The sequence below is a fragment of the Streptomyces sp. NPDC001816 genome, from assembly GCF_042892235.1.
Classification (GTDB): Bacteria; Actinomycetota; Actinomycetes; order Streptomycetales; family Streptomycetaceae; genus Streptomyces.
In genome coordinates, this window is sequence record NZ_JBIATY010000003.1 from 818,380 (window position 1) to 830,164 (window position 11,785).

Annotated in this window: 13 protein-coding genes and 1 pseudogene; 4 read left to right on the forward strand and 10 right to left on the reverse strand. The window is 69.6% G+C overall.

Annotation, left to right across the window (positions count from 1 at the left end):
• Positions 1-59 precede the first annotated feature (59 nt).
• Positions 60-680, forward strand: a pseudogene (locus ACFYZZ_RS14805) (DUF1707 domain-containing protein); the annotation flags it as partial.
• A gap of 106 nt (positions 681-786) precedes the next feature.
• On the opposite strand, the gene ACFYZZ_RS14810 reads toward ACFYZZ_RS14805, so the two are convergent.
• From ACFYZZ_RS14810 to ACFYZZ_RS14820, 3 genes are all read right to left on the reverse strand, one after another.
• A complete protein-coding gene (locus ACFYZZ_RS14810) occupies positions 787-1,188 on the reverse strand; it encodes a hypothetical protein (protein ID WP_389175471.1) in 402 nt (133 codons plus the stop codon).
• A gap of 124 nt (positions 1,189-1,312) precedes the next feature.
• Entirely contained in the window at positions 1,313-2,050 is a 738-nt protein-coding gene (rph, locus tag ACFYZZ_RS14815) for a ribonuclease PH (protein ID WP_389175473.1), read from the reverse strand.
• Positions 2,051-2,136: 86 nt separating this feature from the next.
• Positions 2,137-2,370 carry a glucose PTS transporter subunit EIIB gene (locus ACFYZZ_RS14820; RefSeq protein ID WP_389175476.1) on the reverse strand — a complete coding sequence of 78 codons (234 nt, stop codon included), beginning with the start codon at positions 2,368-2,370 and terminating at the stop codon, positions 2,137-2,139.
• Positions 2,371-2,556: 186 nt separating this feature from the next.
• Between ACFYZZ_RS14820 and ACFYZZ_RS14825 the strand changes: the two genes are divergently transcribed.
• Together ACFYZZ_RS14825 and ACFYZZ_RS14830 are read left to right on the forward strand one after the other, a co-directional pair.
• The gene (locus tag ACFYZZ_RS14825; protein WP_389175479.1) at positions 2,557-3,846 is read left to right on the forward strand and encodes a PTS transporter subunit EIIC; all 1,290 of its coding nucleotides are present in this window, start codon (positions 2,557-2,559) and stop codon (positions 3,844-3,846) included.
• Positions 3,847-4,036: 190 nt separating this feature from the next.
• A complete protein-coding gene (locus ACFYZZ_RS14830) occupies positions 4,037-5,290 on the forward strand; it encodes a PTS transporter subunit EIIC (RefSeq protein ID WP_389175481.1) in 1,254 nt (417 codons plus the stop codon).
• Positions 5,291-5,357: 67 nt separating this feature from the next.
• On the opposite strand, the gene ACFYZZ_RS14835 is transcribed toward ACFYZZ_RS14830, so the two are convergent.
• Positions 5,358-6,110 carry an MBL fold metallo-hydrolase gene (locus ACFYZZ_RS14835; RefSeq protein WP_389175483.1) on the reverse strand — a complete coding sequence of 251 codons (753 nt, stop codon included), beginning with the start codon at positions 6,108-6,110 and terminating at the stop codon, positions 5,358-5,360.
• 240 nt (positions 6,111-6,350) lie between these two features.
• Between ACFYZZ_RS14835 and ACFYZZ_RS14840 the strand changes: the two genes are divergently transcribed.
• Positions 6,351-6,809, forward strand: coding sequence for a type II toxin-antitoxin system PemK/MazF family toxin (locus ACFYZZ_RS14840; RefSeq protein WP_389175486.1), 459 nt, complete (start codon positions 6,351-6,353; stop codon positions 6,807-6,809).
• On the opposite strand, the gene ACFYZZ_RS14845 is transcribed toward ACFYZZ_RS14840, so the two are convergent.
• The 6 genes from ACFYZZ_RS14845 to ACFYZZ_RS14870 all read right to left on the reverse strand — a co-directional run bounded on the left by ACFYZZ_RS14845 (position 6,806) and on the right by ACFYZZ_RS14870 (position 11,687).
• Positions 6,806-7,270: a hypothetical protein gene (locus ACFYZZ_RS14845; protein WP_389175489.1), complete on the reverse strand. Its 465-nt coding sequence runs from the start codon at positions 7,268-7,270 to the stop codon at positions 6,806-6,808. The genes ACFYZZ_RS14840 and ACFYZZ_RS14845 overlap by 4 nt on opposite strands.
• 131 nt (positions 7,271-7,401) lie before the next feature.
• Positions 7,402-9,474 carry a putative Ig domain-containing protein gene (locus ACFYZZ_RS14850; protein WP_389175492.1) on the reverse strand — a complete coding sequence of 691 codons (2,073 nt, stop codon included), beginning with the start codon at positions 9,472-9,474 and terminating at the stop codon, positions 7,402-7,404.
• 260 nt (positions 9,475-9,734) lie between these two features.
• Positions 9,735-10,685 (reverse strand): PLP-dependent cysteine synthase family protein, encoded by a 951-nt coding sequence (locus tag ACFYZZ_RS14855; protein WP_389175495.1) that lies wholly within the window; start codon positions 10,683-10,685, stop codon positions 9,735-9,737.
• 7 nt (positions 10,686-10,692) lie between these two features.
• Positions 10,693-10,971 carry a MoaD/ThiS family protein gene (locus tag ACFYZZ_RS14860; RefSeq protein ID WP_386580927.1) on the reverse strand — a complete coding sequence of 93 codons (279 nt, stop codon included), beginning with the start codon at positions 10,969-10,971 and terminating at the stop codon, positions 10,693-10,695.
• A 118-nt stretch (positions 10,972-11,089) separates the two neighbouring features.
• Entirely contained in the window at positions 11,090-11,185 is a 96-nt protein-coding gene (locus ACFYZZ_RS14865; protein WP_020940333.1) for a putative leader peptide, read from the reverse strand.
• Positions 11,186-11,264: 79 nt separating this feature from the next.
• Positions 11,265-11,687, reverse strand: coding sequence for a Mov34/MPN/PAD-1 family protein (locus ACFYZZ_RS14870; RefSeq protein ID WP_386580925.1), 423 nt, complete (start codon positions 11,685-11,687; stop codon positions 11,265-11,267).
• Between the last annotated feature and the right edge of the window lie 98 nt (positions 11,688-11,785).

Sequence of the window (11,785 nt, forward strand, 5' to 3'; positions counted from 1 at the left end):
TCTTCTCGTGGGCATCTCTTGGGCATCTCTTCGCGGGCATCTTCTCGTAGGCTTCTGCCATGACCGACGACGCAGTGCCGGAACTCCGTGCCTCCGACGCCGACCGTGAGCGGGTCGCCGAGGTCCTGCGGGACGCCGTCGCCGAGGGGCGGCTGGACATGGCGGAGTTCGAGGAGCGGCTGGAGGCGACGTACAAGGCGCGTACGTACGCCGAGCTGACGCCGATCACCCGTGACCTGCCGACCAGCGGGGCCGTGGCGCACGCTCCGGTCTCCTTCACCAAGGAACCGGTGCAGAAGGACGGGAGTTGGGCGGGCCGGGTCGTCGGGGGTGAGGGGTCGTCCACGGGGGCGGTCGCCATCATGTCCGGCTTCCAGCGCAAGGGCCGCTGGACGGTGCCGAGGAAGTTCACCGCCTTCGCCTTCTGGGGCGGTGGCGAGATCGATCTGCGGGAGGCGGACTTCGCGGCCGCCGAGGTCCACATCAACTGTGTGGCGATCATGGGCGGGATGCAGGTGATCGTGCCGCCGGGCGTCGAGGTCGTCGTACGCGGGCTCGGCATCATGGGCGGCTTCGAGCACCCCAAGGGCGACGAGACGGCCGAACTGGGCGCACCGCGGGTCGTCATCGGCGGCTTCGCCTTCTGGGGCGGGGTCGGCGTGGAGCGCAAGCAGCGGCGCAGGCTCGGCAAGTAATACGCCCCGTGGGTGGGGGCTGAGGTCCCTGGGGCTCCGCCCCAGACCCCGGCCTATGCCCACCCACCACCCGACTCGGTCGGCTGAAAGGCTACGACGTACACACCTTCGTCAGTTCGCCCGCCGCGTCCGTCACCGGGCTGACGTCCGGCGTGTTGTCGCCGTTCTTGATGGCCGTACGGACGTTGTCCACGGCCTTGTTCAGGTTGTCGACCGCCTTGTTGACGTCGGCGTCGTCGGTCTTGTCGCCGATCTTCTCGAGGTTCTTGTCGATCGAGGCGAGGGACTGGTCGAGCTGCGTCGGGTCGTCCGAGGCCTTCTCCACGGCCGTCTGCAGGTCGGCGACGCTGTCGGCGACGGAGTCGGCGGTCTGCATGCAGTCCAGAGCCTTGTTCACGGCGTCGCAGCCGGTGGTGAGGCCGGCGGTGAGCGCGGCGGTCGCTATGACGGCGGCGACGGCGGCGAGACGGCCTCGGCGTCGGCTGGCGGCCATGGTGGTGTTCCCTCCCCTGGTGTGGCTGACCGGGCGCACGCTGGTGGTCGTACGCCCGTACCCATAGGGACGTCGGGGAGCGGGCGGGGGTTGCCCTCCCGCACCCCGAGTGTTGGCGCGTCCTTTACTTTTCGAGCGTGGCGGCCAGCGCGGTCTTCTGGATCGCGGTCAGCTCGGTGCAGCCGGTGACGGCGAGGTCGAGCAGGGCGTTGAGTTCCTCGCGGGCGAAGGGCTCGGCCTCGGCGGTGCCCTGGACCTCGACGAAGCGGCCGTCGCCGGTGCAGACGACGTTCATGTCGGTCTCGGCGCGCACGTCCTCCTCGTAGCAGAGGTCGAGGAGGGGCACGCCGCCGACGATGCCGACGGAGACCGCCGACACCGTGCCGGTCAGCGGCTGGCGGCCGGCCCGGATGAGCTTCCTGCCCTGGGCCCAGGAGATGGCGTCGGCGAGGGCGACGTACGCACCGGTGATGGCCGCCGTGCGCGTGCCGCCGTCGGCCTGGAGGACGTCGCAGTCGAGGACGATGGTGTTCTCGCCGAGCGCCTTGTAGTCGATGACGGCGCGCAGGGAGCGGCCGATGAGCCGGGAGATCTCGTGGGTCCGGCCGCCGATCCTGCCCTTGACGGACTCTCGGTCGCCGCGGGTGTTGGTGGCGCGGGGCAGCATGGCGTACTCCGCGGTGACCCAGCCCTCGCCGCTGCCCTTGCGCCAGCGCGGGACGCCTTCGGTGACCGAGGCGGTGCAGAAGACCTTGGTGTCGCCGAAGGAGACGAGGACGGAGCCCTCGGCGTGCTTGCTCCAGCCGCGTTCGATGGTGACCGGGCGGAGCTGTTCGGGGGTGCGGCCGTCGATTCGAGACATGGCCACGAGCCTATCCGGAGTGACACAAGGGGCTCCTCCCGCGGTGGGAAGAGCCCCTTACAGGTGACCCCGGCTCGAACGGGGTCTCACATCATGTCTTCGATCTCCGCGGCGATCGGGTCGGCGTCGGTGCCGATGACGACCTGGATGGCGGTGCCCATCTTGACGACGCCGTGGGCGCCGGCGGCCTTCAGGGCGGCGTCGTCGACGAGCGAGGGGTCCGTGACCTCGGTGCGCAGCCGGGTGATGCAGCCCTCGATCTCCTCGATGTTGTCGATCCCGCCGAGGCCGGCGACGATCTTCTCAGCCTTGCTGGCCATGTTCCTTCTCCCTGATCCGAACCGCTTTGTCGCAGTAACCCACAGTTGGCCCATCTTTGCGAGCGGTCATGCCGTGCGTGCCGAATGATGGCGATCACGACAGCGGAACCGTCCGCCAACTGGTCTACACCACAGCCGGTACGGTCGCCAAACCGCGTCCGAGTCGAGCGGTCCGGGAGGACGTCCATGAGCGCCGACAGCACGGTCAGCCCCGCGCGCGCCCGCTGGAACACCCTCTTCCAGGGCCTGCAGAAGATGGGCCGCAGCCTCCAGCTGCCGATCGCGGTGCTGCCGGCGGCGGGCATCCTGAACCGGCTGGGGCAGCCGGACGTGTTCGGGGTCGACGGCCTGGGCTGGACGGACGTCTCGAAGGTGATGAAGGGGGCGGGCGGCGCGCTGCTCGACGGCTCGATCGGCCTTCCGCTGCTGTTCTGTGTGGGCGTCGCGATCGGTATGGCCCGCAAGTCGGACGGCTCGACGGCGCTCGCGGCGGTGGCGGGCTTCCTCGTCTACTACGGCGTGCTGCACCAGTTCCCGGAGCAGTGCCCGGCCGGCTCGAAGACGATCCCGGACGTCGGCTGCCAGGTCCAGGCAGGGACGGTGAGCACCTTCACCTTCCAGAACCCGGGTGTCTTCGGCGGCATCGTCCTGGGTCTGCTGGCCGCGTTCTTCTGGGCCCGCTTCCACCGCACCAAGCTGGTGGACTGGCTGGGCTTCTTCAACGGCCGCCGGCTGGTCCCGATCATCATGTCGTTCGTCGCCATCGTCTTCGCGGCGGTGTGCCTGTGGATCTGGCCGCCGGTCGGCGACGCTCTCGAGAGCTTCAGTCGCTGGCTTCGGGACGCCGGGTCGTGGGGCGCGGGCATCTTCGGCGTCGCGAACCGGGGGCTGCTCGTCATCGGCCTGCACCAGTTCCTGAACGTGCCCATCTGGTTCCAGTTCGGCAGTTACACGACACCCGACGGCAAAGTCGTGCACGGCGACATCAACATGTTCCTGGCGGGCGACCCGCACGCGGGCCAGTTCACCTCGGGCTTCTTCCCCATCATGATGTTCGCGCTGCCGGCGGCCGCGCTGGCGATGACACACTGCGCGCGGCCGAACCGCCGCAAGGAGGTGGGCGGTCTGATGCTCTCGGTGGCACTGACCTCGTTCGTGACCGGCATCACCGAGCCGATCGAGTACTCGTTCCTGTTCATCGCACCCCTGCTGTACGCGGTCCACGCGGTGCTCACCGGGGTGTCGATGGCGGTGACCTGGGGGCTCGGGGTGCACGACGGCTTCAGCTTCTCGGCCGGTCTCATCGACTACATCATCAACTGGAACCTGGCCACCAAACCATGGCTGATCATCCCGATCGGCCTGTGCTTCGCGGCCGTCTACTACGTCGTCTTCCGGTTCGCCATCACGAAGTTCGACCTGCGAACACCCGGCCGCGAACCCGAGGACCAGGTCGAGGACGTCACAAAGGTCTGACGTCCTGTCCGAGTTGAGCCCCCGGAGCAGCCGGTCCGGGGGCCTTTCGGCGTCCCCGCCGGCGGGCCCTGTGACCAGCACAGCGCGTAATCCCACGACAGCGGATTGACGGGTTCCTTATACCGCCTTCACCGTGCTACAACAGGTCTACACCACTGAGTGGTGTAGACCACCACCCGATGGAGGAACCATGAGCACCGCCACCGCGTCAACGGCGGCTCCCGCAAAGAAGCGGGGATCGGGCCTGTTCCAGGGCCTGCAGAAGGTCGGCCGCAGCCTGCAGCTTCCGATCGCCGTACTTCCGGCGGCGGGCATTCTGCTGCGACTCGGCCAGGACGACGTCTTCGGCAAGGACGGCCTCGGCTGGAACAAGGTCGCGGCCGTGTTCGCCACCGCCGGCGACGCCGTGTTCAGCAACCTGCCGCTGCTGTTCTGCGTGGGCATCGCCATCGGCTTCGCCAAGAAGGCCGACGGTTCCACCGCGCTGGCGGCGCTGGTCGGCTTCCTGGTGTACAAGAACGTGCTGACCGCGTTCCCGATCACCGAGGCCAAGGTGACCAAGGGTGCGGACATCGCCGCCACCTACAACGACCCCAAGGTCTTCGGCGGCATCATCATGGGCCTCATCGCCGCCGTGACCTGGCAGCGCTTCCACCGGACCAAGCTCCCCGACTGGCTGGGCTTCTTCAACGGCCGCCGTCTGGTCCCGATCCTGATGGCCTTCATCGGCACCGGCGTCGGCGTGGTCTTCGGTCTGGTCTGGGAGCCGATCGGCACCGTCATCACCGACTTCGGCAAGTGGATGACCGGCCTCGGAGCGGTCGGCGCGGCCCTCTTCGGCCTCATCAACCGCGGTCTGCTGCCCATCGGTATGCACCAGTTCGTCAACACCGTGGCGTGGCAGGAGATCGGCAGCTACAAGGACTCCGCCGGTGCCACGTGGCACGGTGACCTGCCGCGCTTCTTCCACGGCGACCCGAGCGCCGGCCAGTTCATGACGGGCTTCTTCCCGATCATGATGTTCGCCCTGCCGGCCGCCGCCCTGGCGATCACGCACTGCGCCCGGCCCGAGCGCCGCAAGGCCGTCGGCGGCATGATGCTCTCCCTGGCCCTGACCTCCTTCGTCACCGGTATCACCGAGCCGATCGAGTTCGCGTTCATGTTCATCGCCCCGCTGCTGTACGCGATCCACGCGGTCCTCACCGCCGTCTCGATGGCCGTCACCTGGTCGCTGGGCGTGCACCACGGCTTCAGCTTCTCGGCCGGCGCGATCGACTACTTCCTCAACTGGGGCCTGGCCACCAAGCCCTGGATGATCATCCCGATCGGCCTGGTGTTCGCGGTGATCTACTACGTGGTCTTCCGCTTCGCGATCATCAAGTTCAACCTGCCCACCCCGGGCCGCGAGCCCGAGGAGGAGGTCGAGGACCTCACCAAGGCGTGAGGCCCGCCGCCCCGCAGACCAAGGCCCCGGAACCGATGAGGTTCCGGGGCCTTCGTGCGCGTACCGGCTAGACCTCGTACGTGACCCGCGGCGCGGCCAGCTCCACCGGCCCCGCGAAGACCTCGCGCGCGTCCGCGAGATTGACCTGCGGGTCCGTCCACGGCGGGATGTGGGTGAGGACCAGCCGGCGGGCGCCCGCACGAGCCGCCGTCCCGCCTGCCTCACGGCCGTTGAGGTGCAGGTCGGGGATGTTCTCCTTGCCGTGCGTGAACGCCGCCTCGCACAGGAACAGGTCGGTGTCCCGGGCCAGCTCGTCCAGCGCCTCGCTGACGCCCGTGTCGCCGGAGTACGTCAGGGACTTTCCGCCGTGCTCGATGCGGATGGCGTACGCCTCCACGGGGTGCCGGACCCGCTCGGTGTGCACGGTGAACGGGCCGATCTCGAACGTGGACGGCTTGACCGTGTGGAAGTCGAAGACCTCGCTCATGGAGGAGGCGGAGGGGGTGTCGGCGTAGGCCGTGGTCAGACGGTGTTCGGTGCCTTCAGGGCCGTAGACCGGGATCGGGTCGCAGCGGCCGCCTTCGTGACGGTAGTAGCGCGCGACGAAGTACCCGAGCATGTCGATGCAGTGATCGGCGTGCAGATGACTCAGGAAGATGGCGTCGAGGTCGTAGAGACCGCAGTGGCGCTGCAACTCGCCGAGGGCGCCGTTGCCCATGTCGAGGAGCAGCCGGAAGCCGTCGGCCTCGACGAGGTAGCTCGAGCAGGCCGATTCCGCGGACGGGAACGACCCCGAGCAGCCGACGACGGTGAGCTTCATGAAGCAGAAACCTCCGTTGGCGGAAACCGATGGGCGGGATGCGAGGAGAGGGGTCGGGAAGGGGGCAGACGGGGGTCGTGCGGTTTGTTGAGCGTAAGGCGCAAAAGGGCCGGTCGCTCCTCCGCCAGGGGCCGTTGTGGGCGAACTCACCTGTGGTGTCACCGGTTCGGCTGGACCGGGGGCGCAGGTAGCTCACAAGAGGGCGCGCGCCGCCGAGCGCACGCCGGTAACGTCGTCCGTATGGACACGTCATGGTGGCTGGCGCTCGCGGCGGTGGTACTGCTCGCGCTGGTCGCCACGCTCGTCGACGGCTGGGGCCGGGGCCGCCGGCCCGGCGGGCGCCGGCTGCGTCCGCCCGGGCGCCCCGGCGGCCGGACCCGGGTGACGACACGTCCGCACCCGGGGGACATCTGGTGGGCGAACGTGCCCTACGAGGACCGCGCCGACGTCAAGGACCGGCCCTGTCTGGTGCTGTCCGTGCGCGGCAACCGGGCCACGGTCGCGAAGATCACCAGCAAGTACCACGACGAGCGCGCCGGGGTGATCCCGCTGCCGCCCGGCTCGGTCGGCGACGCCCACGGCCGGCCCAGCTTCCTGCAGACGGACGAACTGCGGGAGGTGCCGGTGTGGGACTTCCGCCGCCGGGTGGGCGTGGTCGACCCGGTCCTGTGGGACCAGGTCAGACACCTCGCCGGCTAGCTCACCGTCACGGTGACCTTCCACTCCTCGATGCCCTTGCAGGAGACCTGGCCGGGGGCCGTGGGCTCGGGGCACAGGGGGCGGGAGGACGTCAGCTCGGCCTTTCCGGCCGCCACCGCCTGGTAGGCGGCGCTCGCGTCGCCCGGCTGGAGGACGAAGCCCGCGTTGATCGCCCTCAGAGCGGTGCCGCTGGCCGCGACCGGCTTCCAGGGGCGGCTCCTGGTCCCGTCGAGGGTGAGCCGCAGCTCGCCGCCCTTGGACAGGCAGACGGTACGGCCGTTGTCGGCGGCGGTCAGCTCCACGTGGGTGACGCAGCCGCCGCCGGACGACGGGGCGGACGCCGAGGGCGACACCTTGCCGTTGTCGCCGCTGCCGCTGCCGTTGTCCCCGCCGCTCTGGGAGCCGCAGCCCGCGAGCAGCAGCGCTGCCGCCGCGAGGGCGACGGTCGTCGTACGGCGCATGGGGGTCCGCCTTTCTGCCGTGGCCGGCCGACCTGCCGGTCTCCTGGTGCAGATGAGACGTACCACCGGCACGGACGGATCCCGCACCCGGAAGGCTGTCTTCCGGGTGCGGGATCCGGTTGCCGTACGGCTCAGCCGGTCGTCAGGGCGGTGTCGTCCACGACGAAGCTGGTCTGCAGGGAGGAGTCCTCCACCCCGCTGAACTTCAGGGTGACCGTCTGACCCGCGAACGAGGACAGGTCGAAGGTCTTCTGCGCGTACCCGGAGGCGGCGTTGAGGTTCGAGTAGGTCGCGAGGGTGGTCGAACCGGCGGTCACCGTCAGCTTGTCGTACGCGGTGCTGCTGGTGGTCTCGGCGGTGTCGATGTGCAGGTAGAAGGTGAAGCTGGCCTTGCAGCCGGTCGGGACGGTCACCGACTGGGACAGCGTGTCGGTGTGCGAGGAGCCGTACCCGTCGAGCCAGGCCTTGTAGGAACCGCCGTGCGCGGCCTCACCGGAGTCATTGGTGATGACGCCGCTGCTCGCGGTCCAGGTGGTGTTGCCCGACTCGAAGCCCGCGTTGCCGAGCAGCTGGGCCGAGGTGCAGGTGCCGCCGGAGGAGCCGACCGTCCAGGTGAAGGAGGTCGAGCCGGAGGCGCCGGTGGAGTCCTTCGCGGTGACCGTGACCTGGTAGGTGCCCGCGGTGGACGCCGTACCGGAGATCAGGCCGGAGGAGCTGTTGATCGACAGGCCGGTCGGCAGGCCGGAGGCGCTGTAGGTCAGGGTCGCGCCCGCGCTGTCGGTGGCGTGGATCTGCAGGCTTGCCGAACCGCCGGTGGTGGTCGACTGGCTGCCGGGGTTGGTGACGGTCACCGTGTTGCCGGTGCTGGTGCCGGCGGTGAAGGCGGTGGTGCCGTTCGGGGTGCCCCAGCCGGTCGGGCCGTCGTAGCCGGTGCCCGCGGTGCAGAAGTACGAGGTGGAGCAGGAGCCGTTGCTGCCGCTGGTCACGTCGTACAGGTTGCTGGTGTGGGAGTACGGGTACTTCGCCGGGTAGTCGCTGGAGCCCGGGGTGCCCGCGAGGGCGTAGACGCCGGCGACGATCGGGGCGGAGGCGCTGGTGCCGCCGTAGACCGCCCAGCCGGAGCCGCCGTAGGTGTCGTAGACCGCCACACCGGTGGCCGGGTCGGCGACCGCGGAGACGTCGGCCTCCATGCGCTTGGAGCAGCCGGTGTCGGTCTGCCAGCTCGGCTTCGGGTCGTACGCCGAGCAGCCGGAGCCGGTGCCCTCGGTGGAGCTGGTGTGCCACACCGACTCGCTCCAGCCACGGGAGTTGGAGGCGGTGGTGAGCGCGGTGCCGCCGACGGCGGTCACGTACTGGGAGGTCGCCGGGTACTCGGCGCCGTAGGCGGAGTCACCGGAGGAGACGGTGATGGCGACGCCCGGGTGCTTGAAGTACTGGGTGTCCTCGGTGGTCTGGGAGGAGGACTCGGAGCCGCCCCAGCTGTTGGAGACGACCTTGGCGCCGAGGGTGACGGCCTCGTTCTCGGCGATGCCGAGGTCGGTGTCGTTCGCCGAGTTCGCCTCGACCAGGATGATGTTGCAGTTCGGGCAGACCGCGCTGACCATGTCGAGGTCGAGCGCCTCTTCACCGGCCCAGCCGGTGTCGTTGGTCGGCAGCGAGGTGGTGGAGCCGGTCTGGCTGACCTGCTTGAAGCAGCCGTTGGCCTTGGTGCACGCGGACAGGCCGTAGGTGGAGCGGTAAGTGGCCAGGTCCGCCTCGGCGTTGGGGTCGTTGTAGGCGTCGACGATGGCAACGGTCAGGCCGGAGCCGCCCGTCGAGGGCAGGTTGTAGGCACTGTGCAGGTTGGCCGGGGAGAGGCCGGAGGGCGCGGCGGCGGCGAGCGCCGAGGCGAGCCGCTGCTTGATGTCGGTGCGGCGCTGGGCGAAGCAGGACGCGTGGCCCGGCTTGGCGGTGGCGCACAGATGGGTCGTCGGGACCTTCTGCCCGGCCTTGCCGGTCGAGTGGAAGATCTGGTGCTCGGGGGCGGTCAGAGCCTTGGCGTTCTGCGCGGCCCGCGAGATGTGGGGCGCGGGAGCGGCGGCGGCCTGGGCCCCGGCCGTCGGTGCCGCCGCCAGTCCGGCGACGGTCAGGGCGAGGGCGGGGAGGGCGACGGAGACGAGTCTTCGCAGACTCCGTCTCCGCCCGCTCGGGCGTGACTCACGCATGGGTACTGCCTCCATGGGGAAGTGGGGTTTCTCGCTCTGGGTGGGCAGGCCCGTGACGCGCGTAGCGGCGGCAGTACCGCGCAATCATGAGCATGACACTTCAGACGCCCCATATGTCGAGTGAGCGTGACATGACAGGGTCGGGGAGGACCGTAGCCCTGGCCCGAGAGTCACCGGCAGTACCGGAGGGAATTCTTTGCCCCTCCATAGGACGGGATTGGCCCCCTCATAGGAGGGGGCTGGCCTGCGCTTGAGGCGGGCTATGCCCAGAGCTGGCCCTGGAGCGTCTCGATGGCCTCCTCGGTGGTGGCCGCCGTGTAGACGCCGGTGGAGAGGTACTTCCAGCCGCCGTCGGCCACGATGAAGACGATGTCGGCGCTCTCGCCGGCCTTCACCGCCTTCTTGCCGACGCCGATCGCCGCGTGCAGGGCGGCGCCGGTGGAGACGCCCGCGAAGATGCCCTCCTGCTGCAGGAGTTCACGGGTGCGGGTGACCGCGTCGGCGGAGCCGACCGAGAAGCGGGTGGTGAGCACGGAGGCGTCGTACAGCTCCGGTACGAAGCCCTCGTCGAGGTTGCGCAGGCCGTAGACCAGGTCGTCGTAGCGCGGTTCGGCGGCGACGATCTTCACGTCCGGCTTGTGCTCGCGCAGGTAGCGGCCGACGCCCATCAGGGTGCCGGTGGTGCCGAGGCCCGCGACGAAGTGGGTGATGGAGGGGAGGTCGGCGAGGATCTCCGGGCCGGTCGTCGCGTAGTGGGCGCCCGCGTTGTCCGGGTTGCCGTACTGGTAGAGCATCACCCAGTCGGGGTGCTCGGCGGCCAGCTCCTTGGCCACGCGCACGGCCGTGTTGGAGCCGCCCGCGGCCGGCGAGGAGATGATCTCGGCGCCCCACATGCCGAGCAGGTCCCGGCGCTCCTGCGAGGTGTTCTCGGGCATCACGCACACCATGCGGTAGCCCTTGAGCTTCGCCGCCATGGCCAGGGAGATGCCCGTGTTGCCGGAGGTCGGCTCCAGGATCGTGCAGCCCGGGGTGAGCCGGCCGTCCTTCTCCGCCTGCTCGATCATGTGCAGGGCCGGGCGGTCCTTGACCGAGCCGGTCGGGTTGCGGTCCTCCAGCTTGGCCCAGATGCGGACGTCCGGGGACGGCGACAACCGCGGCAGGCGCACCAGGGGGGTGTTGCCCACCGCGGCCAGCGGGGAGTCGTAGCGCATGCCGGTCTCAGGCCATGCCGCCGGCCACGGCCGGCAGGATCGTCACGGTGTCGCCGTCGGACAGCTTGGTGTCGATGCCGTCGACGAAGCGGACGTCCTCGTCGTTCAGGTACACGTTGACGAAGCGGCGCAGCTGGCCGTTGTCCACGATGCGGGCCAGGATGCCCGCGTGCCGGGTCTCGAGGTCGGTGAACAGGTCGGCGAGGGTCTCACCGCTGCCCTCCACCGCCTTCTGGCCGTCGGTGTACTGGCGGAGGATGGTCGGGATGCGGACCTCGATGGCCATGGCTCAGGGCTCCTGTCGGAAAGGGTTGGTTCGTCGAATCGGTGTGGGCGCGCCTGGGTCCCCCAGGCTTTCGGCACCGGGTGAGCGCCGCGGCACGGCCGTACGGCGGCGGGGAACGTCAACAGATGGCGCTGTTCAGCCTGCACAGGTCGACGTGCAGCCGCGCCACGAGCAGGATGCCCGGCGTCTTCTCGCTCACGTCGTTCAGAACCATGGGCTCATCGTATCGATTCCCGGTCCCGGTCCCGGAGTGTGATCTCGCATGGTGGATGCATTCTGACCGAATCGCGGGATCAGTAGGCCTCCACGACCTTGACCTCCTCCTCCGTGACCTCGCCTTCCACGATGCGGTAGGAGCGGAACTGGAAGTCGCCGAGGCCGTCGGTGTCGGCGGTGGACACCAGGACGTAGTGGGCGCCGGGCTCGTTCGCGTACGAGATGTCGGTGCGCGAGGGGTACGCCTCGGTCGCCGTGTGGGAGTGGTAGATGACCACCGGCTCCTCGTCCCGGTCGTCCAGCTCGCGGTAGAGCTTGAGGAGGTCGCCGGAGTCGAACTCGTAGAACGTGGGCGACATGGCCGCGTTCAGCATCGGGACGAAGCGCTCGGGGCGGTCCGAACCGGCCGGGCCCGCGACGACGCCGCACGCCTCGTCGGGGTGGTCCTTGCGCGCGTGCGCGACGATCTGGTCGACGAGGGCCTGGGTGATGGTCAGCATGTCCGTCAGGATAAGCAGACGGGCCACCCCGTACCGAGGGATGGTACGGGGCGGCCCATATGTCGGACGTCCTGAGCGGCAGCCTCCGGGGGTGCCAC